The organism is Fructilactobacillus sanfranciscensis DSM 20451, assembly GCF_001436035.1.
Classification (GTDB): domain Bacteria; phylum Bacillota; class Bacilli; order Lactobacillales; family Lactobacillaceae; genus Fructilactobacillus; species Fructilactobacillus sanfranciscensis.
Window position 1 is genome coordinate 23,789 of record NZ_AYYM01000008.1, and the last position, 23,983, is coordinate 47,771.

At 35.2% G+C, this 23,983-nt stretch carries 23 protein-coding genes and 1 tRNA gene; 3 read left to right on the top strand and 21 right to left on the bottom strand.

Features of this window, described 5'->3' with window-relative positions; translation table 11 throughout:
• Positions 1-104: 104 nt before the first annotated feature.
• The 3 genes from FD36_RS03435 to FD36_RS03445 form a co-directional block, all read right to left on the bottom strand.
• Entirely contained in the window at positions 105-1,721 is a 1,617-nt protein-coding gene (locus FD36_RS03435) for a CTP synthase (RefSeq protein WP_056957994.1), read from the bottom strand.
• A gap of 150 nt (positions 1,722-1,871) precedes the next feature.
• Entirely contained in the window at positions 1,872-2,411 is a 540-nt protein-coding gene (rpoE, locus tag FD36_RS03440) for a DNA-directed RNA polymerase subunit delta (RefSeq protein ID WP_056957996.1), read from the bottom strand.
• Positions 2,412-2,459: 48 nt separating this feature from the next.
• Positions 2,460-2,894 (bottom strand): YwiB family protein, encoded by a 435-nt coding sequence (locus FD36_RS03445; protein WP_014081715.1) that lies wholly within the window; start codon positions 2,892-2,894, stop codon positions 2,460-2,462.
• A gap of 130 nt (positions 2,895-3,024) precedes the next feature.
• Between FD36_RS03445 and FD36_RS03450 the strand changes: the two genes are divergently transcribed.
• Positions 3,025-4,398 (top strand): HD domain-containing protein, encoded by a 1,374-nt coding sequence (locus tag FD36_RS03450; RefSeq protein WP_056957998.1) that lies wholly within the window; start codon positions 3,025-3,027, stop codon positions 4,396-4,398.
• 1 nt (position 4,399) lies between these two features.
• Positions 4,400-5,209 (top strand): sugar-phosphatase, encoded by an 810-nt coding sequence (yidA, locus tag FD36_RS03455; RefSeq protein ID WP_056958000.1) that lies wholly within the window; start codon positions 4,400-4,402, stop codon positions 5,207-5,209.
• Positions 5,210-5,264: 55 nt separating this feature from the next.
• On the opposite strand, the gene FD36_RS03460 is transcribed toward yidA, so the two are convergent.
• From FD36_RS03460 to trpS, 16 genes are all read right to left on the bottom strand, one after another.
• Positions 5,265-6,269 carry a ribose-phosphate diphosphokinase gene (locus FD36_RS03460; protein ID WP_056958002.1) on the bottom strand — a complete coding sequence of 335 codons (1,005 nt, stop codon included), beginning with the start codon at positions 6,267-6,269 and terminating at the stop codon, positions 5,265-5,267.
• Positions 6,270-6,340: 71 nt separating this feature from the next.
• Positions 6,341-7,720 (bottom strand): bifunctional UDP-N-acetylglucosamine diphosphorylase/glucosamine-1-phosphate N-acetyltransferase GlmU, encoded by a 1,380-nt coding sequence (glmU, locus tag FD36_RS03465; protein ID WP_056958004.1) that lies wholly within the window; start codon positions 7,718-7,720, stop codon positions 6,341-6,343.
• 9 nt (positions 7,721-7,729) lie between these two features.
• Positions 7,730-8,560: a pur operon repressor gene (gene purR, locus FD36_RS03470; RefSeq protein WP_014081710.1), complete on the bottom strand. Its 831-nt coding sequence runs from the start codon at positions 8,558-8,560 to the stop codon at positions 7,730-7,732.
• Between the two features lie 130 nt (positions 8,561-8,690).
• Positions 8,691-9,488, bottom strand: a complete 798-nt coding sequence (locus FD36_RS03475) for a metal ABC transporter permease (RefSeq protein WP_056958006.1) — start codon at positions 9,486-9,488, stop codon at positions 8,691-8,693.
• 1 nt (position 9,489) lies between these two features.
• The gene (locus FD36_RS03480; RefSeq protein WP_056958008.1) at positions 9,490-10,179 is read right to left on the bottom strand and encodes a metal ABC transporter ATP-binding protein; all 690 of its coding nucleotides are present in this window, start codon (positions 10,177-10,179) and stop codon (positions 9,490-9,492) included.
• Positions 10,180-10,251: 72 nt separating this feature from the next.
• A complete protein-coding gene (locus FD36_RS03485; RefSeq protein ID WP_056958009.1) occupies positions 10,252-10,485 on the bottom strand; it encodes a Veg family protein in 234 nt (77 codons plus the stop codon).
• Between the two features lie 61 nt (positions 10,486-10,546).
• A complete protein-coding gene (rsmA, locus tag FD36_RS03490; RefSeq protein WP_014081706.1) occupies positions 10,547-11,434 on the bottom strand; it encodes a 16S rRNA (adenine(1518)-N(6)/adenine(1519)-N(6))-dimethyltransferase RsmA in 888 nt (295 codons plus the stop codon).
• Positions 11,435-11,444: 10 nt separating this feature from the next.
• Positions 11,445-11,993: a ribonuclease M5 gene (rnmV, locus tag FD36_RS03495; protein ID WP_056958011.1), complete on the bottom strand. Its 549-nt coding sequence runs from the start codon at positions 11,991-11,993 to the stop codon at positions 11,445-11,447.
• Positions 11,994-12,767, bottom strand: a complete 774-nt coding sequence (locus tag FD36_RS03500; protein WP_056958013.1) for a TatD family hydrolase — start codon at positions 12,765-12,767, stop codon at positions 11,994-11,996.
• A 59-nt stretch (positions 12,768-12,826) separates the two neighbouring features.
• Positions 12,827-14,869, bottom strand: coding sequence for a methionine--tRNA ligase (gene metG, locus FD36_RS03505; RefSeq protein ID WP_056958015.1), 2,043 nt, complete (start codon positions 14,867-14,869; stop codon positions 12,827-12,829).
• Positions 14,870-14,941: 72 nt separating this feature from the next.
• The gene (locus FD36_RS03510; protein WP_056958016.1) at positions 14,942-15,778 is read right to left on the bottom strand and encodes a DUF72 domain-containing protein; all 837 of its coding nucleotides are present in this window, start codon (positions 15,776-15,778) and stop codon (positions 14,942-14,944) included.
• A gap of 2 nt (positions 15,779-15,780) precedes the next feature.
• On the bottom strand, positions 15,781-16,491 hold the full coding sequence (locus FD36_RS03515) for an NAD-dependent protein deacylase (RefSeq protein WP_056958018.1): 711 nt from the start codon (positions 16,489-16,491) through the stop codon (positions 15,781-15,783).
• A gap of 13 nt (positions 16,492-16,504) precedes the next feature.
• Positions 16,505-17,467, bottom strand: a complete 963-nt coding sequence (locus FD36_RS03520) for a hypothetical protein (RefSeq protein ID WP_014081700.1) — start codon at positions 17,465-17,467, stop codon at positions 16,505-16,507.
• A gap of 1 nt (position 17,468) precedes the next feature.
• Complete coding sequence (locus FD36_RS03525; RefSeq protein ID WP_014081699.1) at positions 17,469-18,725, bottom strand: hydroxymethylglutaryl-CoA reductase, degradative; 1,257 nt, start codon at positions 18,723-18,725, stop codon at positions 17,469-17,471.
• 19 nt (positions 18,726-18,744) lie between these two features.
• On the bottom strand, positions 18,745-19,668 hold the full coding sequence (locus FD36_RS03530) for a Ppx/GppA phosphatase family protein (protein ID WP_056958020.1): 924 nt from the start codon (positions 19,666-19,668) through the stop codon (positions 18,745-18,747).
• Positions 19,669-19,695: 27 nt separating this feature from the next.
• Positions 19,696-20,715 carry a tryptophan--tRNA ligase gene (gene trpS / locus FD36_RS03535; protein WP_014081697.1) on the bottom strand — a complete coding sequence of 340 codons (1,020 nt, stop codon included), beginning with the start codon at positions 20,713-20,715 and terminating at the stop codon, positions 19,696-19,698.
• Between the two features lie 306 nt (positions 20,716-21,021).
• Here trpS and helD point away from each other — a divergent pair, with 306 nt between their 5' ends.
• A complete protein-coding gene (gene helD, locus FD36_RS03540; protein ID WP_056958022.1) occupies positions 21,022-23,319 on the top strand; it encodes an RNA polymerase recycling motor HelD in 2,298 nt (765 codons plus the stop codon).
• Between the two features lie 12 nt (positions 23,320-23,331).
• On the opposite strand, the gene mscL is transcribed toward helD, so the two are convergent.
• Positions 23,332-23,700 (bottom strand): large-conductance mechanosensitive channel protein MscL, encoded by a 369-nt coding sequence (gene mscL, locus FD36_RS03545; RefSeq protein ID WP_056958024.1) that lies wholly within the window; start codon positions 23,698-23,700, stop codon positions 23,332-23,334.
• A gap of 152 nt (positions 23,701-23,852) precedes the next feature.
• A tRNA-Thr gene (locus FD36_RS03550) sits at positions 23,853-23,925 on the bottom strand.
• Positions 23,926-23,983: the final 58 nt, after the last annotated feature.

A 23,983-nucleotide genomic window follows, 5' to 3' on the forward strand; every position in this document is an offset into this window, starting at 1 on the left:
TTCACTATTCTCACTTTGTGCAACATTATTAATCATAGTTAAAAATAGCAAACATTACAATAGGAATCTAATGAAAATCATAAGAATTAATAATTATTTATGAATTATTTTACCTGTTCTTTATGATACTTGTCGGCAGCAGTAATGAACGCTTTAAATAATCCTTCAGGACGATTTGGACGTGATAGGAACTCTGGATGATATTGGGCAGCAATGAAAAAGCGCTTATTTGGTACTTCCACAATTTCAACTAAACGATCATCAGGAGAAGTTCCTGAGATTACTAGGCCAGCATCTTCAAGATCTTTTCTGAACTTGTTATTAAATTCATAACGGTGACGATGACGTTCTGAAATTTCTTTTTTGTTATCATAAGCAGCTGCTGTGGCTGTTCCAGGTTTCAATTTAGCAGGATATGCACCTAAACGTTGGGTTCCACCCATGCTAGTTACATCATTTTGATCAGCCATTAAATCAATCACATTATGTTTAGTATCGTTTACAAACTCAGTTGAGTTAGCATCTTTCCAACCTAGCACATCACGTGCATATTCAATCGTAGTAACTTGCATTCCTAAACAAATTCCAAAGAATGGTACATCATTTTCACGGGCGTAGCGAATTGAAGTAATCATTCCTTCAACTCCACGGCTACCAAATCCACCGGGTACAATTAATCCGTCAAAACCTTTTAGTTTTTCAACTACATTTTCGTCATTAATCTCTTCTGCATCAATATTTGTAATATGAACATTGGTATCATCAGCATAGCCGGCATGGCGTAGTGCTTCATCAACGGAAATGTAAGCATCTTTCAACTTCACATATTTACCAATCAAAGCAATGTTAACGTCACCTTTTAGATTACGAATATGATTTTCTAATGTTCTCCATTCAGTCATATCAGCTTTTGGAGCTTTGATTCCAAAATGGTCTAAGACTTGGGTATCCATGCCTTGTTCTTGGAAACTAAGTGGAAGTTGGTAAAGGTTTGGTGCGTCTAATGATTCAATAATACTTTTTTCACTAACATCACAAAACATTGCCATTTTTTGTTTCATAGCTTCTGTTACTGGTTTTTCGGCACGAAGAACCAGCATGTCTGGTTGAATTCCAACACTTCGTAATTCTTTAACAGAGTGTTGGGTTGGCTTAGTTTTCATTTCACCGGCAGCCTTGATGTAAGGAATCAAAGTGGTATGAATGTAATAAGTATTGTCGACACCTTCATCTTTACGCATTTCCCGTATTGCTTCTAAGAATGGTAATGATTCAATATCACCAACTGTTCCACCAATTTCAGTAATAATAATATCTGAATCAGTGGTCTTGGCAGCCCGTTTCATTTTTTCTTTAATCATTCCGGTGATGTGTGGAATAACTTGAACAGTTGCCCCAAGATAATCACCATGACGTTCCTTTTCAAGAACTTCTTTATAAATCTTACCAGTGGTAACATTTGAATATTTATTTAAATCATTATCAATAAATCTTTCGTAATGTCCTAAATCAAGATCAGTTTCAGTCCCATCATTAGTAACGAAAACTTCTCCATGTTGGTAAGGATTCATTGTTCCTGGATCAACATTAATGTATGGATCAAATTTTTGAATGGTAACTTTCAAGCCACGATTCTTTAAAAGTCTTCCCAAAGATGCAGATACAATTCCTTTTCCAAGTGAAGAAACCACTCCACCTGTGACAAAAATATATTTGGTCATAATAGCTACTCCTATCCAAAGTTACGTAACAATAAAACTAAAAAAAGCTCCCCATTCGCAGAACGGAGAGCTTTCTTACTCGATTGCCTTTACAGATATGTAAAGTGCCCAAGTAAGATAATATTAGAATCTGATCAATTAGTCAAGTATTTATTCTTCACCGTCGCCTAAATCATCATCATCTTCGTCATCGACCCCATCAATATCATCTTTAAAATCGTTGTCTTCAGGATCATCATTATCATAATCAACAACATCATCATCTTCAGGATCATCATTATCATAATCAACAACATCATCATCTTCAGAATCATCATTATCATAATCAATAACGTCATCGACATCAGAAGCATCAGCTAAGAAGGCATTAATTTTGTGACGTTTCTTAGTTTTTGGTTCGTCTTCAGTTTCACCAATTGTTGCTTCATCAACTGAATCAAAGGGATACCAAGTCCGTAATCCCCAAACGTTGTCACCTAGTGAAATAAAACTACCATCAACATTTAAATCGCTGTAAAAGTTAACTAGTTTTGCTTTAATTTCATCATCACTGAAGCCAGTATATTTTTGAATTGCATTAACTAAATCAGCAAATTGCATTGTCTTACCTTCATCAGCAAGAATTGCATGTGCTACTTCAATCATTGATAATTCGTTTTTGTCCACATTATCTAATTTTTTAAGTTCCAAATCAAACACGCCTTTCTAGTTTTTTCCGTTATACCTTATGATACTAACTTATAGACTAAAATGCAATTTAATCTGATAGTCTCCTACTTTTTCGTTATTTGAATAAAGAGCATAATCGACAAAAATATGACCTTTAGGAGCACCATGTTCAACCTCAACATCCACTTTTTGGGCCAACGCTCCAATTTCCATACGTCCATAAGGAGTTTGGTAATGATTTTTCGTTTTTTCTCCCTCTACAAAATCAAGCATCAAGTCGTTAGCTGCTTTTCTAGTTAAACGAACATGTTTATCGTCAGTAATTTTGAATGTAACTGGTGTTTCTTGTTGATCTAAATGTTCGAGGTAACGAACATACATTAAGTCATTTATTTCTACAAGTTGACCTTCTTCAGAAAAATCATGCGTTTCTGTTTCACCATCTTGGGTAATCTTTGTTTCAACTGTGACATGAATTATTTGATATTTTTTTTCATTTTCCATATTTATTACCTCGCTATCACTTTTAATTTTACCGCCAATTTTACTAAATTGCATCTTAATCTATCCAAAATGACTAATGCTTACTATTTACGCTATAATAGTAATAATTAACAAATGTAGGAGGTACGCTATGGGATATTATTCAACACCTTTGGAACAAGAGAAAGTCATCCGTGATCCGGTTCATAGTCATATCTATATTCAAGACCAAATCATCATGGATTTAATTAACACCAAAGAATTTCAGCGATTAAGGAGAATCCATCAATTAGGAACGACTTCGCAAACTTTTCCTGGTGCCGAACACACGCGTTTTACTCATTCCTTAGGGGTCTATGAAATTGTCCGTCGAATCTGTAACCAATTTCAACGTAATTATCCCACTAAGACGCCTGGAGATGGTCTTTGGGATGATTCAGAACGAATTGTAGCAGAATGTGCTGGTTTACTTCACGACATTGGTCATGGGGCTTACTCGCATACTTTTGAACACATCTTTCACACCAACCATGAACAAATTACGCAAGCCATTATTACCAATCCGGAAACAGAAGTTAACCAAGTATTGTGTAAAGTTGGCCCTGATTTTCCGAATCGAGTAGCCAGTGTCATCAATAAAACCTACGATAACCAGCAAGTCGTCCAAATGATTTCTAGTCAGTGTGACGCTGATCGAATGGATTATTTATTACGTGACTCCTACTTTACTGGCGTACAATACGGTAAATTTGATTTGGATCGAATTTTGCAAGTAATGCGTCCATATCAAGGTGGAATTTGTTTTAAAATGAGTGGTCTTCATGCGATTGAATATTACATTGTTTCAAGATTTCAAATGTATCTCCAAGTCTATTTTCATCCAATCTCACGTTCCATGGAAGTCATTTTAGCTCATTTATTGTTACGGGCTAAAGAATTAGCGGAAGGTTCAACTAAGTTGGAAAAATTTAATCCAACCTTGCTGATGCCATTTTTAGAAGGTACCTTCGATCCTAGTCGTGATTTGGAAACTTACCTTAAGTTAGATGATGGAGTTTTGAACACTTATTTCTCAATGTGGTGTGATACCCCTGACTCAATCCTTTCTGATTTATCAAATCGGTTCGTTAATCGAAAACCCTTTAAATCAGCCATTTTTACACAAGAAACCAAAGATGTATTGCCTAAATTAAGAAAGTTAATTGAAGCAGCTGGATTTAATCCCGAATACTACACAGCTACCGATAATAGTTATAACCAGCCTTATGACGTATATAATCCTGAAAGTAAGCATCCCAATGCCCAAATTGAATTAATGCAAAAAGATGGAAGCTTAGTTGAATTATCAAAGGCTAGTCTCTTAGTTCGGACCATTACTGGAAAAGATGTTGGAGATAGTCGTTTCTTTTTCCCTAAAGAAATGCTTCAAACTGACGCTAATGTTGAATTATTTAAACCAATATACGATAATTTTCAAAGATACATTAATAACGATACGATTATAAATCTCAAGGAGAACCAATAATATGGATATTAAATTAATTGCCATCGACATTGATGGTACTTTATTAAACGAAAAAAATGAATTAGCCCAAGCTACCATTGATGCAATCAAAGCTGCCGCTGCTAAAGGAATTAAAGTGGTCCTTTGTTCTGGTCGTCCCCTTTCTGGAATCAGACCTTATTTAAAACCACTAGGAACCGAAGGTGATGAACAATACGCGATTGCCTTTAATGGTTCAGTAACCGAAACTGTTTCTGGTAAGCTAATTTCAAAAATGGGAATTAACTACGAAGATTTCTTACAAATTGAAATGATGTCAAGAGAAATGGGTGTGCACTTCCAAATTGAAACATTAAAAGAAATTATCGTTACCAATCGTAATATTAGTCCATATAGTACCTTTGAAGCTGGCTTGGTCAGATTGCCAATTCACTTCCGTACTCCTGAAGAAATCACCCGTGAAGACGATATCATCAAAATGATGTACGCTGATGAAGAAGATAAGATTCAATATGCCATGGATAATTTACCTAATTCAATTAAGCAACGGATGCAAGTTGTTAGAAGTATGCCCTTCTTCTTAGAATTTGTTAACAGTCATGCAGGAAAAGGTACTGCTCTCAAAAACCTCGCTGAAAAACTTGGTTTAACGGCCGATAACGTCATGGCAATTGGTGATCAAGGTAATGACCACAGTATGATTGAATATGCTGGTTTGGGAGTTGCCATGGGTAACGGAATTAAAGAAAACAAAGACATTGCCCAATTTGTCACTAAACCCAATTCTGAAGATGGTGTGGCATTTGCTATCAATAAATTTATCAACAAATAAAACGTAAATTAAAAGAGTTATCACTCAAAGCTGAGCGATAACTCTTTTTTTATATTTATTTTTGTTTATCAGGCTTAATTTGGTCAGTTTCATAATCAAAACGGGAATTGAATAATGGACTAATTGGCCGATTTTGGTCAATTCTGACAATTGCATCACTAATTAAAGGAGCAATCGAGATTTGTTTAATCTTAGAAACCTTTTTATCATCTGGTAATTGAATAGAATCAGTAACAATCACTTCTTTGATTGGTGAGTCTTGTAAACGTTGAATTGCAGGACCAGAAAGCACTGGATGAGTACAACAAGCGTACACTTCTTTAGTACCAGAGTCAATTAATGCTTGAGCACCCTTTGTAATGGTTCCTGCAGTATCAATCATATCATCAATCATGATGGCTGTTTTACCTTTAACATCACCAATAATATTCATAATTTGTGCCACGTTAGCTTTAGGACGACGTTTATCAATAATAGCAATTGGAGCGCCTAAGAACTCAGCTAAAGCACGTGCTCTTGTTACTCCACCATGATCAGGTGAAACAACGACAACGTCTTTATCAAGTCCTCTTTGAATAAGGTAATCAGCTAACAATGGTGCACCCATTAAATGGTCAACTGGAACATCAAAGAATCCTTGAATTTGAGCAGCATGTAAATCAAGTGCTACAACACGAGTAATTCCGTCAGTTTGAAGCATATCAGCAACTAACTTAGCCGTAATTGGTTCACGTGAACGTGCTTTACGGTCTTGACGTGCATAACCGTAGTAAGGAATTACCACGTTGATTGTGGCAGCACTAGCTCTACGAAGAGCATCAACCATAATCAATAATTCCATCAAATTATCGTTAACTGGAGCAGAAGTGGATTGAATAATGTAAACATCATTCCCCCGAACACTTTCTTCAATGTTAATTTTAATTTCGCCATCACTGAAATGATCAACATTAACCTTACCCAATGGTACACCCATATGCTTAGCAATTTTTTCAGCTAATGGACGATTAGAATCCAATGAAAAAATCTTCAAATTTGAATCTTGAGCTTTCGTTACCATAATTTCCCCCCGTTACGTTTTTCTTTGAATAACTTAATTATATTATGCGAAAGGTAATTCGGCAAATATAACTAGTCCGCTCCATTAAATGGTAATTTTTGATAGTAATTTTGTTTATTAGTTTGCCGTTCACGTGCAATAGCCATGTCATATTGATGAATATCATCCGTAATCGTCGAACCAGCTGCAATAAAGCTATGATCAGCTATTTCAAGTGGTGCAATTAAGTTAGCGTTACTGCCAATAAAGACGTCATCGCCAACTTTAGTTTCATGTTTATTTTTACCATCATAATTAGCAAAGATTACTCCACAGCCAACGTTAATATCTTTACCTAAAGTGGCATTCCCAACATAAGTTAAATGACCAATCTTAGTGCCTTCACCAATCGTGGCTTTTTTAACTTCACAGAAGTTTCCAATATGAACGTGCTTGCCAATCAATGATTGAGGACGTAAGTGACTATTTGGTCCAATGTTAGATTCATCCATCATTTCAGAATCTTCAATGGTTGAAGAAGTAACTGTAACCCCATCATGAATAATACTACCGGTAATCTTAGAATTAGCTCCAATCACACAGTCTCGCCCAATTTTAGTACCCTTTTGAAGTTGAACACCAGGTTCAATAATTGTATCTGGACCAATTTCAATATCAACGTCAATATAAGTATCATCAGGATTAACAATTGTAACCCCATTATTCATATGATATTCATTAATCCGACGTTGCATGACCTTGGTAGCGGCTGCTTGAGCAACTCGGTTATTAACTCCCATTGATTCATCAAAATCATCCATTTGGTAAGCAGCAATAATGCCACCTTTCCGTTTTAAGATTTCAATGGCATCCGTAAGATAGTATTCACCTTGGGCATTATCATTGTTAATTTCGTGAAGGGCCTTGAATAATTTTTGGTTATTAAAAACGTAAACCCCTGTGTTAATTTCTTTAATGTTTCGTTCTTCTGAACTGGCATCTTTTTCTTCGACAATTTTTTCGACAATTCCTAAATCATTTCTGACAATTCGACCATATCCAGTTGGATTAGGAGCAACGGAAGTTAAAATAGTGGCAGTTGCTTGTTTATCGGCATGATAAGCAAACAATTTTTCGAGTGTTTTTGCCGTGAATAAGGGTGTATCACCGCTAATTACTAAAGTAGTTCCATCAGAATTCTTTAATAAATCTTCGGCACGTAAAACTGCATCTCCAGTACCTAGCTGTTGATTTTGAACCACATACTTAGTTCGATTTCCAAGTTCTTTTTCAACATCTTCAGCACCAAAACCAACGACTGTCACAATGTTATCCATATTTAACTTTGAAACTTGAGTTAAAACATGATCAACCATTGATTTTCCGCAAATTCGATGCAAAACTTTATATAACTTTGATTTCATTCTAGTACCTTTACCGGCAGCTAGAATGATTGTGTTTCTTGCACTCATTTTATCCTCCTACTTAGTACTCCCAAAGATTTTTTCGTCATAATTTCCTTTAGTGATAATCATGTCATCATCGTCAGTATGTTCCATTTTAACTAATGAAGTATAATCACCAAAATCTTTATTTTTATCACTAACTCCTTCAGCAAAGAAAGTGCTACCAACTAAATTACAATCAAATTCTTTAATTAATGATGAAAGTCCATTAATGGTACCACCGCCATGAATAAAATCATCCACAATTAAAACGTTTGAACCTTCATCAAGGCTTCGTTTTGAAATTGTCATTCGTTTAATTTTTTTACTTGAACCAGACATGTAGTTAACATTCACAGTTGAACCTTCAGTAATATTACTATCATGACGAGCAATGACAAGCGGAACGTTTAAATATTGAGAAGCAGCTTGAGCAATTGGAACTCCACGGGTAGCAACTGTAAGCACTGCATCGACTTGTTGGTTTAGATATTGTGTTGCAATAATCCGACCTAAGAAACGTAATTTAGATGGATCACCTAAAATATCAGACATATAAACGTAACCACCAGGAAGTTGTCTTTGACTGTTATTTAAAATTTCAATGACTTCGTCCATGAACTTGTTGGCGTCTTCTTTAAGAATATAAGGAATATATTTTGCTCCACCAGCAGCTCCAGGAACCGTTTCTACTAAACCAATTCCTCTTTCTTGGAAAGTGCGTTTAAGAATCGTTAAATCCTCACTAATTGAAGATTTAGCTGAACCATACCGTTTGGCAAAAAATGTCAAAGGAATTAAAGTATGGGGCCGGTTTAACATATAATCTGTCATATCTACTAATCGTTCACTACGTTTAATTTTCATTATTACACCTCGTTAATCTATTTACATACAACATGAATTCTACCACAAACGTTCGGTTTCTGCGTAAATTTAATTTAAATTTAACAAAAAAACACTAAATTCTTTAATTTAGTGTTTTTAAAGGCTAATGTTAAGCTTTTTTCTGATAATAGTTAAATGCTAAGGCACTGAAATAAATTAAACATTCAATCGTAGCAATAAAGAAACTAACTGGCCAATTCGTCACATAGCCAAGATATAGTCCCACCCAAACTCCAATTAACCCAAATGCTATTGAGCAAGCAATCATTTTACTAACTGAATGAGCAAAATATTTGGCACTTGCAGCAGGTAAAGTTAATAAAATGAAGATTAATAATGATCCAACAATTTGAGCTACCACTGAAACACTTAAAGCTAACAAAAGTAAAAAGACAATTGACATTAAGCTACTGTTAACATGTTGGGCTTTAGCACCAATGGGATCAAAAGAATCAAATTTTAAATTACGATAAATCACTAATAAAACTACCAATACAATGATGGAGAGTCCAATCATTTGATAAACGTCAGTCGCGTTAATTCCGACGACACTCCCAAACAAAATATTAGTTGCATAACTAGCACTCTTATTTGATAAAGCTAAAAACAAGACTCCTAACCCGATAAATAATCCAGAAATAGCACTAATTGAATCCTCGCGTCGTGATGCTCTAGATCCCATTTTACCAACTAGTACCGAACTAATCATCGTAAAAATAAGCATTCCGTCTAAAGGACTTAAACCAACGAACATTCCAAATGCAGCCCCAGCAAACCCAATTTCTGACAAAGTATGCGTTAAAAAAGGCATATTCCGAGAAACCACAAACACGCCAATAAATCCACAAACAATCGCAATAATCGTACTAGCAAGATAGGCATGTTGCATAAACTCAAGACTAAACATATTATTGTCCTCCTTGATAATCATAAACATTTAAATCATTAATCGGACCAGTTTCATAACCATCTGCTTTTAATAGTAAAAATTCGTCGGAAAATTGCTTAGTAAGAGGGATATCATGAGTTACGGAAATCACCGTTACCCCCGTTTTTTGGTTTAAATTTTTGACCAATTCTAATAAATTTTCTTTAGCAATTGGATCAAGACTAGCCGTTGATTCATCTAATATCAATAAATCTGGCTGATTAATTAACGCTTGCGCTAAATATGCACGCTGTTTTTCTCCCCCAGATGTTTGTCCCAGTGGTTCATTTTCAATTTTAGTTAAATTTGTTTGTTGTAAAATTTGTTTAAGACGAGCTTTTTCATGACGACTTAACCAAGGTAATTTATAACCGTTGAAGTTTAAACTAACAAAGTTTTTCACTGAAAGTGGATATTCGTCTCCAATGTTTCTAAATTGTGGAACATAGCCAATCTTCACAGCTTTTCGGTTTGGAAAAAATTCAATCGTTCCCTTGGTTGGTTTTAGTTGGCCTAAAATAATTTTAATTAGGGTAGTTTTTCCAACCCCGTTTTCTCCGACAATACTTAAAAACGTTCCGCGCTTTAATTTAAAACTCAAATTATTGAGCACTTGCTTTTCGGAAAAGTCTTCCCATAAATCATGAGCTTCTAAAATCAAATCGTTCATTTGTTACTCCTTTAGATTGGCTAAACGAAAATTTTTGCAAAAAAAAAGACCCATCAGTCTCTTTTTTTAACGTTAATCTTTATTAATGAACGTAACCTCAATGTCTTCAGTTAATATTTTTGAATATGTAAAAGAGGCTTGGGCAGGTTGTTCATTTGATTCCAAATCGACGATAAATATGGCAGGAAAAACTTCAGAAAGAACGCCTTCATACTCGTTCGTTCTTTTTCGTCCTGCTTGTTCAGTAACCTTGATGTCACTTCCAAGATGACCTTTAATCCAACTTTTAATATCTGGTAAATTCATTCAAATCACCTCAGAGGTGAATTATACACTTTTTAATTAAATTTGTAAAGCCTTCATTATATCACAATAATCCTTGTTCATGAAAAGCATTTGCCATTTTAACAAATTGATCAACTTCTAGCTCTTGAGGACGAACTGTTTTCTTAATGTTTAACTGTTCTAAAATCAATTCAACTTGTTCTTTAACTTCTGGTTTTTTTCCGAAAACTCCTTGCAAATTATTCCATAACGTTTTGCGACGATGCATAAAGCAACCATGGACAAATCCAAAAAATGCTTTTTGATCATAAGCCACAAACTTGCGACTCTTTTTAGGAACCAATTTAACTACTGCAGAATCAACTTTTGGAGCCGGAATAAAAGATGTATGCGAGACCTCAATCGCAATTTCAACATCATCAAGATATTGGTTAATCACGCTCAAAGAGCCATAGTCATGTGTATCTGGTTTAGCACAAAGTCGATCAGCAACTTCACGTTGCATCATAAATACCAAGTTAGTATATGGAACATTACCCTTTAAAATGCTCATTAAGATTGGCTTTGTAATGTAATAAGGTAAGTTTGCCACAATTTTCAACGCATGTTGACCGTCAAAATTATCAGCAATTACTTCCGGTAAATTAGCATTTAAAAAGTCTTCATGCAAAATAGTCACATTATTGTATTGAAATAACGTTTCATCTAAAACCGGTAATAAATTATCATCAATTTCAAATGCCACTACTTGATGAGCACGTTTAGCAATTTGTTCAGTTAAAGCCCCAATTCCAGGACCAATTTCAATCACATCGTCTGCATCAGTAATTTCTGCTGCTTCTACAATCCCATGAAGGACATTTAAATCATCTAAGAAGTTTTGGCCTAAACTTTTTTTGGCACTTAAATGATATTCATTTAAGATTGCTAGCGTTCTGGTTCTACTTCCAATTTCTGGAGTTTCACTCATTAATTTTCTCCTAATCTATTTGCTTTAAAGCAGCTTCAAATTCAGCTTTTGTAATCCCAAACATACGTAAACGACGTTGTAATTGTTTGGCATTAACATAGCCTAGATGTAAAATTTCACCCAATTCTAAACGCCGTTCTTTTGCATCATGGCTTCCCATTAAATTAGAGTCCATTAATTCTTGTTGGCTAATTACTTCTGGATTATCATGACTTTCAGTATAAACCAAGCTCAAAGCTTCCCTAATTGCTTCTGGTGAAGCATGCTCTACTCCCAATGAACCACGAGGATTATCGGGAACAGCATCTTTCTTTTTCAAAAACGCGTGTTTAGCTTCCGGGATTTCTTCTGAAATAATCCGTCTAATCTTTTCTCCGGAGAAATCAGGATCAGTGAACACAATAACTCCTCGAGTTTGTGCTAACCGATCAATTAAATCTAAGGTTTCATCATCAATGGCTGATCCGCGAGTTTCAATGGTATCAGCATCAACGGCTCGTTGAATTCGTTTCGTATCATCTTTTCCTTCAACTACAATTACTTCTTTAATTCGTTTCATTTATTTATCCAATCCAAAAATTCTCATTGTATTTGCATAGGTTGCTTTTGCTACTTCATCTGGATTTAAATCCTTATAACGCGCAACCGCTTCTAAAGTATATAAAGTATAAGCCGGCTCATTTTGATGTCCCCGTAATGGTTCTGGAGCTAAATATGGTGCATCTGTTTCAACCAAAATTCGATCCATCGGCGTTTGCTTAGCTGCTTCATGAACTTCCTTGGTTTTTTTAAAACTGACAACTCCACTATAAGAAAGGTTCATCCCTAAGTCTAAGAATTTCTTCATCCACTCAATGTCACCATTAAAACTGTGAATAATCCCACCGACCGTTTCAATGTGTTCGTCTTTTAAAATCCGATAAGTATCTTCAAAGGCATCTCGATTATGCACTGAAATGGGCATGTGTAAATTTTTAGCCAGTTGAATTTGTCGTCGGAAAACTCGTTCTTGGACATCCTTTGGGGAGCTCTTTTGAAAAAGGTCCATTCCAATTTCACCTAAGGCAACCACTTTTGGATCGGCAAGTTGGGCTTCTAATTTTCGTTCTGCCTCTTCATCATAGTTAAGCGAGTCTTCTGGATGCCAGCCCACAATTGCATACATATCTTCATATGCATGCGCTAATTCTATTGCCCGTTGGTTTAATGCTGCATTGGACCCAACGTTTGCCATTTTAACAACTCCGAGTTTTTGGGCATGATCAAAGTAATCTTGCACCTGTCCCGCAAAATGCTCGTCATTTAAATGAGTATGTGAGTCAAAAATTTTCATGATAAACCTCCTAATTAGCAAAAAAACTTCACCAATTTTAATTAGTGAAGCCTAATTGATTATGCTAATGAGCTACCGTTTTCTAATGATGGGTCAACTGTTACAACTTGAATGTCACCATTAGCTTTTTCACTTGAAAGAATCATTCCTTGGCTTAATTCACCACGAAGCTTAATTGGTTTCAAGTTAGCTACGATAATTACTTTTTTACCAACTAATTTTTCAAAATCAGGATACCATTTTGCGATTCCAGAAACGATTTGTCGTTCTCCATCATCACCAGCATCAAGTTTGAATTTTAATAATTTATCAGCTTTTTCCACTTTGCCAACTGCTTTGATTTCAGCCACTTTTAATTCAACTTTTTCAAAGTCAGAAAAGGCAATGTCATCTTTAAGATTTTTCAAAGTAGCCACACCAGGAGTAGCTTGCTTTTCCTCAGCTTGTTTCATAGCTGCTCGGCCCTTAGCTTTTTCGTTAACGGTCATTTTACCCTTAATGTATTCTACTTCTTCCTTAACATCGACCCGTGGGAAAATTGGTTCTCCATTTTCAACAACTTTCCGTCCGCCAACAAAATCATTAAGTTTCGCATTTTTAATGTCAAACGTACCGGCATCTAACCCAAGTTGGTTGAGAATTTCAAAGGCCGCATTTGGCATTGCTGGACTAATTAAAATGGCAATCAAACGTAAACTAGCAGCTAAGTGCGCCATCACGTTGGCTAATTGTTTAGCACTAGCTTCATCAGTAGCTTGTTGCTTAGCTAAGACCCATGGTTCACTTTGGTCGATGTACTTGTTGGTTTGCGAAATTAATTTCCAAACTGCTGAAAGCGCATCAGATAAATGAACTGTATCCATTAAATGTTTATATTCTTCAGTTGCATCAGCTGCCATTTTTTGTAATTCTTGGCTCGCCTCATCATCAGTATCATGATAATCAGGAGTTACTCCACCTTCATACTTGTTAATCATCGCAACGGTACGATTTAACAAGTTACCTAAATCGTTGGCTAAATCGAAGTTGACCCGGTTCACAAAATCTTCGGGAGTGAAAACCCCATCACCTGCAAACGGAACCGCTTTTAATAAATAATAACGGGTAGCATCGAGGCCATAACGCGCAATTAAATCTTCAGGATAAATTGCATTTCCCTTTGATTTAGACATCTTACCATCTTTCATAGTAATCCAACCATGTCCATAAATTTCTTTTGGAAGTGGCAATCCTAAGGCGTGCAAAATGATTGGCCAATAAATACAATGGAAACGAACAATTTCTTTTCCAATCATTTGTAAATTAGCAGGCCAAAACTTTTTAAAGAGTGAGTCATCCTTACTATCATAACCAAGAGCAGTAATATAGTTGGTCAAAGCATCAATCCACACATAAACCACGTGTTTTGGATTAGCTGAAACCGGCACTCCCCATGAAAAAGTAGTTCGAGAAACGGCTAAATCTTCTAAACCAGGTTTCAAGAAATTATTAATCATTTCATGCATCCGGGCGTTTGGTTGGATAAAATCTGGATGAGACTTGTAATAGTCCATTAACCAATCGGCGTACTTACTCATCTTGAAGAAGTAACATTCTTCGTTAACTAATTGGACTTCGTTACCAGTTGGTGCAATCCCCCCAGTTACGTTTCCTTCGTCATCGCGATAAACTTCTGCTAATTGTGATTCAGTGAAATATTCTTCATCAGAAACTGAATACCAACCAGCATAAGTTCCTAAGTAAATGTCACCTTGATCTAATAATTGCTGAAAGATTTTTTGGACAGCTTTGACATGACGGTCATCAGTAGTTCTAATGAAATCGTCATTTGAAACATCTAATTCGGACCATAAATTTTTGATTTGCTTGGCCATTTTGTCTACATATTGTTGTGGTTGAACACCTAATTTTTCGGCTTTTTGTTCAATTTTCAAACCGTGTTCATCAGTTCCAGTTAAATAAAAAACATCATAACCAGAAGCACGACGATAACGTGCAACCGCATCAGCAGCTACAGTAGTATAAGAGTTCCCTATGTGTAGTCTACCTGATGGATAGTAAATTGGAGTCGTAACATAAAATGTTGGTTTTTGCTCTGCCATGTCGATTCTCCTTGTTGTTTTATTATTTTTATTATACTACATCATTATTAAAGCCAAACTAAGAAAAATCACCTAAAACAAATCCAACTGCATGGCTGCCTGCTGGTTGCCTTTTAAGTGTAATATTTCTTGTAACTGAATCGCATTTTTGGCGGCTGCTTTTCCAGTATTATTGTTAAAAATAATTGCTACTTCATCAGCCGATTGGCTTAATTCAACGGCGACTTTGGCAATCCGTTCTAATTCCAGTTTTGAGTAACGGTAGCGATACCGTTCTCTCGTTCCTTTTGCCCAAGCTGCTTCGTTTTGTCCATGTAATCGAAGATATACAAAATTTCGATTAGTAATAACTGGGGTAAACGGTACTCCATTATAAAGTTGGTGTGGTTCGTCAACAACTACTTCAGTCATCTTCAAACTACTCAAAAAATCAGCCGCATCTTTACCAATTTCTGGACCTGCCCATGATGAATTCCTAAATTCAATGGAAAGTGGTAACTTCCCCATCCATTGCCGAATTTGGCGTAAATATTGAATATTGGTTTGATTACAGGCAAATGAAGGGGGAAACTGAAACAAAAAAGAAGCTAACTTCCCTGTATCAATCATTTGTTGAAAAGCTTCTTTAAATCTCACAAACAATTTTTCTAACTCTTCGTCACTTAATTCCAGCTGATTTCGCATGGGAGTTTTCGTCATTTTAGAATTTGCCTTGACGATGAACTGGAAGTCATCAGGAACATCACTAACCCATTTTTGGACCCACTCAACTTTTGGAATTGCATAAAACGGACTATCAACTTCTACAATTGGAAAGAAGTCAGTGTATTCAGGTAATGTAATTTTGGGTTTATGTTGTTCTGACAAATACGGATGGTCAGTCCAGGTTGCTAATCCAATTTTAATCATACTTAAACCTGCAACTCATTAAAGAAATCCACCGCATCCATTTTTTGCATGATAAACGGAACCGGTAAATTCAATTCTTCTTGATTAATTACTAAAACTTTAGCGTTTGGTTGACGATAATCCAGTAATCCAGCAAAAGGATAAACTCGCATGGAGGTTCCGACAATCACAATCAAATCAGCCTTTTGCACTGCTTGTAAACTTTGCATGACCGTTTCTTCATTAATTCCTTCACCATATAAAACAATATTGGGACGCAAAATTCCACCACAATTTTCATGATACATTGATTTTGCATAAGTAGCATAATCAACATGTTTGCCACATTTTTGACAGTAAATGTCATATAAATTGCCATGAAATTCAGATAGATGTATGGCTCCCGCTTTTTGGTAAAGTCCATCCACATTTTGGGTGACAATTGCTGCTCGGTTTTCACGCGTTAACTCTTCCTGTTTTTCATGAATCACGTTCGGTTTAGCATTGGGATAATACATATTATTCATCACATAATGATAAAAAGTCTCTGGTTCATTAACTAAACAATCATGACTTAAATAATACTCTGCTGGTTTATTAGTTTCATCATTCGTATATAAACCACCTTTAGAGCGATAATCAGGAATTCCTGAAGGAGTTGAAACTCCGGCACCCGTTAAAAATACAATGTGATGGGCATCATCAAACATTTTTTGAATTTCTGTCACTTTCATGAGCTGGCCTCGTTTATCTAATTAAATATGGAATTTTTAATTCATCAAATAATTCTTTAACCGTTTTAGCATAAATATTTTGAATAAATTTTTCTGCTTTTTGAGCATTGATTGGTCCACTTATAACGAACGAATCTTGATCATCAACAGATGCAAAACCAATGTAGGCAGGTGTCAAAGTTTTTGTATCTTTTAATTTAGAATGATAAAGCTTAAAGACCTGGCTTACCTTTAGACCTAATTGCCGTTGAGAAAATACTGAAGTTATCATAGCAAAATCAGTTAATTGAAGTTCTGGTAACTCCCATCCCTTCATTTGACCATCAAAAGCTTTAAACAATTTCACTACATTTCGACGAAGTGCAAAAGGACTGTCAGTTGGTTTTTCTGTAATAATTTTATAAAGACGTTGAGCAGCTTTAGTTGCAATCGGAAAATTTTGTACAAAAACTGCATCATGTTTAGCAAATTCATTGCCAAAGAAAACCATGGCATCCAAAAGTGTTACTACTCGGATAATCATTTCTGAATCAATTTTGCTAGTTTCAGGAGTAATCGTTTGCCGTACTCCTTTGATGTATTCTTCAGCGATTTTTGAATTAATTAAGCCATGTTTACGTTGTTCTGAATAAACCACAAAGTGTGCCACAACATCAAAAAGTTCTGTTCCAATAAACCGAAGTTGTTCGTCTAGCGCATCATCCCCAGTTGTTAAAGGAAAATAAATTTGGGGAAATCCACGAAGGGTCATTAACAAATGAAGCAATTCATGGGTAGCAGTAAAATCAGGTTCAGTTACATCATTAATTTGGACAAACAAATTTTTTCCATCTTGCATGATTTGAGCTTGATCATGTTTTACATAACCTGATTTTAAATTCCCAATAAATTGAACTTGGACGTCTCCATCAAAAAAACGTGAGACTGCATTTAATAAACTTTTTGCTTTTGGTCCTAACTTTAATTCTTCTGCCAAATCATTTTTCTCCTTTTAGTTCCTTTAAAATTCGAGTTGCATTTTCTAGATTTTTCGCCGTATCTGGCAAATCAGCCAAACGCACAGAAACTTCTTTAATTTCGTCACCTTTAGCACCAGCAGTCATTGCTAATGACTTAAGTTGAAGGCGCATATGTCCTCGTTGAATACCATCCGTTACTAAGGCCTTTAAAGCAGCTAAATTTTGTGCTAATCCAACCCCTGCTAAAACTTCCATAATTTCGATAGCATTATCAATGTCTAAAATTTGATAATTGATTTTACTCATTGGTAATAAGTGAGTTGCTCCACCAACGGTCCCAGTCGGAATTGGTAACTTGATCATTCCTTCTAAACCATCTTCCGTTACACGCCATTTTGAGAGACCCTTATAAGAGCCTTTTCGAGCCGCATAAGAATGGGTTGCTGCTTCCACTGCCCGCCAATCATTTCCGGTAGCAATCACCACAGCATCGATTCCATTCATGATGCCTTTATTGTGAGTAGCAGCACGTTTGGGATAAATATTAGCAACATGCGCGGCTTCTTCAATTTTACGAGCCACTGCTTCCCCTGATAAATCGCCACGTTGCAAGGCATCAAAAGGTACCTTTCCCTTAGCAATTACAATATTATAATCGCCATAGTTAGATAAGATACTCATTAAAACTTCTTGTCCTAGACTAATTTCAATGTTTTTTGCAGCGGCTTCTAACATTGAGTTCATGGTATTTGCGCCCATTGCATCGCCCACATCAACAAAGAGTTCAAAAGAAACATGTTCTTCATCAATCATATTGTATTTAATATCGCGAATTCCACCATATTGCGTAATACTTGGATGAGCTTTTAAAGCAATCTCAATCAATTTATCTTTATTTTTTTCAAACCAATCTTGAACTCCAAGCACATTATCAGTCTTTAAAATGATTTCTCCAGTTAGCACTCTGCTAGCTGCTGTGGCAGTAATTCCACCACCATCTAATAACATCTTTGCTCCGTTACTAGCTGCTGCAATTACCGATGGCTCTTCAGTTACCATGGGAATCAAATAGTCTTTATCATTCACCCGAAAATTCGTTGCAATTCCTTCAGGTAGTCCGAAATCAGTTAAATAATTTTCAATCAATTCACTACCAACTGATTGAAAATTTTGGTTAATCGTCTTGATTTGATCTTCATTTAAGTTAGCTGATTCAGCCACTAATTTAAGTCGTTCTTGATAAGGTTTCCGAAAAAAGCCACTAAAATCTGTCATTTGATTAACTCCTTTTTAACTAAAGTTCCTTTTCAACGTATTCGTTCACAACGCCTTCGCGGACTCCACCATCTGAAAAAATTACCCGTTTTGAATCAATAAAATCCATGACTGACGTTAAATTAATTAGACCACCGACAATCACATCAGCGCGGTCACTTTCTAAGCCATTAATTTGTTGTCTTTGTTTTAAATTATCATTCAAAAAAATACTCATTGTATGATTAATTTGTTTTCTGGTAAGTTGATAGTCTTGAATTCGATCAACGTATTTAAAGTGTTGATGACGCCGATTAATTCGGGCTAAGGTTCGAGCAGCTCCACCAATTAAAACAATCGGATAGTGCAGTGGATGCTTTAACCAACCAATCTTGCTATACATTTCGATGATAAATTGTTGGGCGGAAAATAAGTTTGCGGCTGTAATTTCATTTTGTAATTTAAACCGTTCTGTCATTTTCACAGCTCCCGTGGGAATACTGACGTAATTTATGGCCTGTTTGTTCCGCACGTGCACAATTTCAACACTTGCTCCACCAATATCCATTAAGACGTAATCTCGAACACTCAGACGCTTTACCACTCCTTCATAATCGTAATAAGCTTCTTCGTTACCAGTTAAGACTTGAACAGTGATTCCAATTTCATCTTTAATGCTGTGCAAAAAATCTTGTTGATTTTGTGCTTGACGAACGGCCGCAGTTGCGATAGCTTTCACTGTCACATTAGATAACTTACTATACTCTGATTTGAAGTGTTTTAAGGTCGCAATCGTTCGTTTCATCGCAGAAAATTGTAAAATGTTTTTGTTTCCCATTCCTTCAGAAAGGCGGGTATCGTTTTTCATTCGTTTTATTTCATGGTAGGTTCCATCTGCATTAATTTGATACACAGCCATGCGTACCGAGTTCGAACCGATATCAATGATGACAAAATTTTCCATCCGAATCTCCTCTACTAGTGGGCCTAACTAGTTAAAGTAATTAATTCCCATTGCATCACGAACTTCTTGTAAAGTTTTTTCTGCAACTTGGTTAGCCTTTTTACTGCCTTCTTTTAGAATCTGATAAACTTTAGCGGGATCTTGTTCAAATTTTTCCCGACGTTCACGAATTGGGGTCAAGATATTTTGTAGAACTTCATTTAAGTATAATTTAATTTTAACATCTCCCAAGCCACCACGAGTGTATTGGTCCTTCAATTCTTGAACCTTTGCTTTATCATCCGCAAAGATATCAAGATAAGTGAAAACTGTATTTCCTTCTACTTGACCAGGATCTTCAACATGAATGTGGTTAGGATCAGTATACATAGACATCACTTTTTTCTTGATAGTTTCTGCATCATCAGATAAGTAGATACAATTATTAAGTGATTTACTCATCTTTGCATTACCATCTAAACCAGGAATTCGGCCTTCACCCTTTGGTGGAAAGTAACCCTTTGGTTCAACCAAAATATCAGTATGATATGCACTATTAAAGCTTCGCACAATTTCTCTGGTTTGTTCGAGCATTGGTTCTTGATCATCACCAACTGGTACAACCGTAGCTTTGAATGCTGTAATATCAGCTGCTTGTGAAACTGGATAAGTTAAGAAACCTGCTGGAACACTTTCCTTAAAACTCTTTTGTTGAATTTCGTGTTTAACAGTTGGGTTTCTTTCCAAACGTGCAACTGAAACTAGATTCATATAAATCATCGTTAATTCGTTTAAAGCTGGAATTTGTGATTGTACAAAAATCGTTGACTTAGTTGGATCAATTCCTACTGCAAGATAATCTAAGGCAACTTGGAAAAGACTGTTTCTGATTTTTTCTGGATCCCGTGCATTATCCGTTAAGGCCTGCATGTCAGCAATCATAATGAATGGTTCATAATCTCCGGTATTTTGTAATTCAACTCGATTTCTCAATGAACCAACAAAGTGTCCAATGTGTAATTTGCCAGTAGGACGATCTCCGGTTAAGATAATTGGTTTTTTTGTCATTTTAAATTTTCCTTTCTATCAAAAAAACGTCCATTGATAAAAATCAATAGGACGCCTAAACGTGGTACCACCTAATTTGCATTTATAAAAATGCCACTAATAACTGTAAGGTTGTTAACCATTTACCCATTTCGTTTTGTCTGACTACTTTCAGCAACCGTAATCTCTCTGTTAAGGCGACGCCACTACTCAACTTTAATGTTAATTTTAGGTGTTTTATGTTCAAATGTCAAAGTTCAAACTCATTGACAGGCCCTTTTTTTACAATTAAAATAAGCACCGACTTATAAACGAGGAGTAGTTATTTTGAACAATCAAGATGAACAACAAGAACAGCAACGTGTCACCTTTATTTCAGACTTATTAAACCAAAAAATTAACAAAACTAAACAAGATGTGGAAGACGCCAAAACAGAAGCACAAAAAGTCCAAAAAAACTATGGCATCAACACCTCAGTTAACTATTTAGAAGCAGATGACCGAATTGAAACCAAAGCTGATTTGCAACAACAAAGAAGTTTGGTTAACAAAGTTGTAGAAGATGAAAATATCGTTAAACGCCAACTTCGGACATACCAAGAATTAAAACACTCTCCTTACTTTGGAAGAATTGATATTAAAGACGAGGGGTACGATGAAACAGAACAATTATACATCGGAACGGCTTCTCTTTTGGACGATAAAACCGGTGAATTCTTAATTCACGACTGGCGTGCTCCCATTTCTAGTATCTATTACAATGGAAATTTAGGAAAGGTTAGTTATGAAACACCGAACGGCAAACAGAACACTGATTTGTTAAAAAAACGTCAATTTCAAATTAAAGATGGACAAATCATTAACATGTTTGATACTAACGAAACCGTTGGTGATGAACTTTTACAAAAAGAGTTAAGCGATAAAAGTTCTGAGCAACTTCGTAATATCGTTGCCACTATTCAAAGAGAACAAAATGATATTATTCGGGACACTAAAAGTGACTTATTAGTAGTACAAGGGGTTGCCGGTTCTGGAAAAACGTCGGCTTTGTTACAACGAATCGCTTTTTTACTTTATCATAGTCGTGATGAATTAAATGCCAGCCAAATTATTTTGTTCTCCCCCAACTTATTATTCTCTAACTATATTAGGGACGTGCTCCCTAGTTTAGGAGAACGAAATATGCGACAAGTAACGTTAGCCGAATTTTTTGCACAACGCTTAGAGGGAATTAAAGTGCAAACCCTCTTTAGTCGCTTTGAATCACAAACAACTAATAATCAAATTAATGATTTAAAAGGGAGTCAAACTTTTATTAATCAAATTGATGATTATTTAAATCATTTAACTGAAAAACAAATTGTTTTCACTGATATTTATTTTCAAGGTGAGATTTTCTTTGCCAAAGAAGAAATTCAAAAAATCTACGGGAGTCTGAACTCTAATCTACAATTAGCAGACAAACTATTGCAAACCAAAAACAAATTAATTAAAGCATTAAAGAAGAGAGTTCAGGCTGACATTCATGATGAATGGGTTCTTGAAAAGATGGATTCATTATCTGATGAAGAATACCATAATTATTTAATCGATACGAAACCATCTGATTTTGAAGATTTTGATGCCGAACACGATTATATTGCTAAAAAAATTGCTAAAGAGCACTTACGAATTGTTTATGATGCAATTTATAATAATAGTTTTTGGGATCCATTTACCCAATATCTTAATTTTCTCAATCAAGTCGTTTTACCAACTGGAATTAATTCCAGTGATTGGCAAACTGACGTAGCACAATTTCAACATCAACTAGAATTTCATCAAATGCGCTTAGCTGATGCAGCTCCAATGTTATATTTACGAGATAAATTTACTGGTGAAAATAAAAATAATAATATTAAATATTTGTTTATTGACGAAGTTCAAGATTATTCAATTGCTGAAATTATGTATTTAAAATTAATTTTTAAAAACGCTAAGTTTAATTTGATTGGTGATAGTGAGCAAGCCATCTTTAAAGACGTCGAATCAGCTCCACAATTACTCAAAAAATTAAATGATGCTATTCCCGTTAAACATCCCCGTTTAATTAATTTAAACCGTTCCTACCGTTCGACATATCCAATTACAACTTTTGCTAGCTCTCTGTTACCTGATGGTGAACATATTGAGGCATTCAATCGGGATGGTGAGAAACCTGTTCTTTACGTTGAGCCTAACCAAACGGCTAGTTTCAATCGTTTACAACAAGTAATTAAAGATAAACTAAAATTACAAGATTCAGTTGCGATTATTACCAAAAATCGACAAGAAGCAGAAACATTATATCGTAAATTAAGAAAGAATTTCGATCCACTACTTGTTTCTGACTCTGCTCGCACGATTGATAAAAAATTGATTATCTTACCTGTTTATCTAGCAAAAGGAATGGAATTCGATGATATTATCGGTTGGGATATTTCAAAAGAAAATTATCCTAATCAACATAGCTTAGGAATTTTATATACAATTGTTACAAGAGCTATGCATTCGTTAACCTTAATTAGTAATCAAACTATCAGTCCTTTAATTTCAAACAACGCTATCGAAAATAATCTAATCAAAATAAAAAAAGTTGAGAAATGATTTCTCAACTTTTTATTTTTGGTCTTCTTTTAATAAAGTAACGATTTCCTTGAGATACTTTTCTTTAGGATCTTCTTTGGTTTCCTTTTTAGAAACTGTGTGTGACTTATTTAGTAGCTTAACAATAATGAATACAACAAACGCAATAATCAAAAAGTTAATTACTGAATTCAGAAATACTCCATATTTAAAAGTAGCGTGTCCTACTTTAAACACTAAATTAGAAAGATCAATTTTACCTAGGAAAATCCCAATAAAAGGATTAATAATGTTTTTGACTAGCGAACTAACGATTGAAGTAAATGCAGCTCCTACAATTACCCCAACTGCCATATCAACAACATTACCTTTAGAAATAAATGCCTTAAATTCCTTCCACATTCTTATTAATCTCCTCTCACATTAAATTTAAAACTACATATTATATCATAACAATAATCTCAAAATTTTTATACCTATTCCATCCAAAAAGGTGACTATTAATTAGTCACCTTGATTTTTAATAACATTATTGCAAAAGAAATAAGTACTTAAGCCGCTTCGGGGATTTGAACCCTGAATCTTTTCCTTACCATGGAAGTGCTCTACCTATTGAGCTAAAGCGGCAGTTTGATTTTAACATAACTATCATTATTTACAAAATAAAAAAGACCTTAGCTTTCGC

Excerpts from the sequence above, each read along its gene's own strand:
- FD36_RS03435 (WP_056957994.1), bottom strand. The coding sequence starts at position 1,721 with ATGACCAAATATATTTTTGTCACAGGTGGAGTGGTTTCTTCACTTGGA.
- FD36_RS03445 (WP_014081715.1), bottom strand. The coding sequence starts at position 2,894 with ATGGAAAATGAAAAAAAATATCAAATAATTCATGTCACAGTTGAAACA.
- FD36_RS03450 (WP_056957998.1), top strand. The coding sequence starts at position 3,025 with ATGGGATATTATTCAACACCTTTGGAACAAGAGAAAGTCATCCGTGAT.
- yidA (WP_056958000.1), top strand. The coding sequence starts at position 4,400 with ATGGATATTAAATTAATTGCCATCGACATTGATGGTACTTTATTAAAC.
- FD36_RS03460 (WP_056958002.1), bottom strand. The coding sequence starts at position 6,269 with ATGGTAACGAAAGCTCAAGATTCAAATTTGAAGATTTTTTCATTGGAT.
- glmU (WP_056958004.1), bottom strand. The coding sequence starts at position 7,720 with ATGAGTGCAAGAAACACAATCATTCTAGCTGCCGGTAAAGGTACTAGA.
- purR (WP_014081710.1), bottom strand. The coding sequence starts at position 8,560 with ATGAAAATTAAACGTAGTGAACGATTAGTAGATATGACAGATTATATG.
- FD36_RS03475 (WP_056958006.1), bottom strand. The coding sequence starts at position 9,488 with ATGTTTAGTCTTGAGTTTATGCAACATGCCTATCTTGCTAGTACGATT.
- FD36_RS03480 (WP_056958008.1), bottom strand. The coding sequence starts at position 10,179 with ATGAACGATTTGATTTTAGAAGCTCATGATTTATGGGAAGACTTTTCC.
- FD36_RS03485 (WP_056958009.1), bottom strand. The coding sequence starts at position 10,485 with ATGAATTTACCAGATATTAAAAGTTGGATTAAAGGTCATCTTGGAAGT.
- rsmA (WP_014081706.1), bottom strand. The coding sequence starts at position 11,434 with ATGAGTGAAACTCCAGAAATTGGAAGTAGAACCAGAACGCTAGCAATC.
- rnmV (WP_056958011.1), bottom strand. The coding sequence starts at position 11,993 with ATGAAACGAATTAAAGAAGTAATTGTAGTTGAAGGAAAAGATGATACG.
- FD36_RS03500 (WP_056958013.1), bottom strand. The coding sequence starts at position 12,767 with ATGAAAATTTTTGACTCACATACTCATTTAAATGACGAGCATTTTGCG.
- metG (WP_056958015.1), bottom strand. The coding sequence starts at position 14,869 with ATGGCAGAGCAAAAACCAACATTTTATGTTACGACTCCAATTTACTAT.
- FD36_RS03510 (WP_056958016.1), bottom strand. The coding sequence starts at position 15,778 with ATGATTAAAATTGGATTAGCAACCTGGACTGACCATCCGTATTTGTCA.
- FD36_RS03515 (WP_056958018.1), bottom strand. The coding sequence starts at position 16,491 with ATGAAAGTGACAGAAATTCAAAAAATGTTTGATGATGCCCATCACATT.
- FD36_RS03525 (WP_014081699.1), bottom strand. The coding sequence starts at position 18,725 with ATGACAGATTTTAGTGGCTTTTTTCGGAAACCTTATCAAGAACGACTT.
- FD36_RS03530 (WP_056958020.1), bottom strand. The coding sequence starts at position 19,668 with ATGGAAAATTTTGTCATCATTGATATCGGTTCGAACTCGGTACGCATG.
- trpS (WP_014081697.1), bottom strand. The coding sequence starts at position 20,715 with ATGACAAAAAAACCAATTATCTTAACCGGAGATCGTCCTACTGGCAAA.
- mscL (WP_056958024.1), bottom strand. The coding sequence starts at position 23,700 with ATGTGGAAGGAATTTAAGGCATTTATTTCTAAAGGTAATGTTGTTGAT.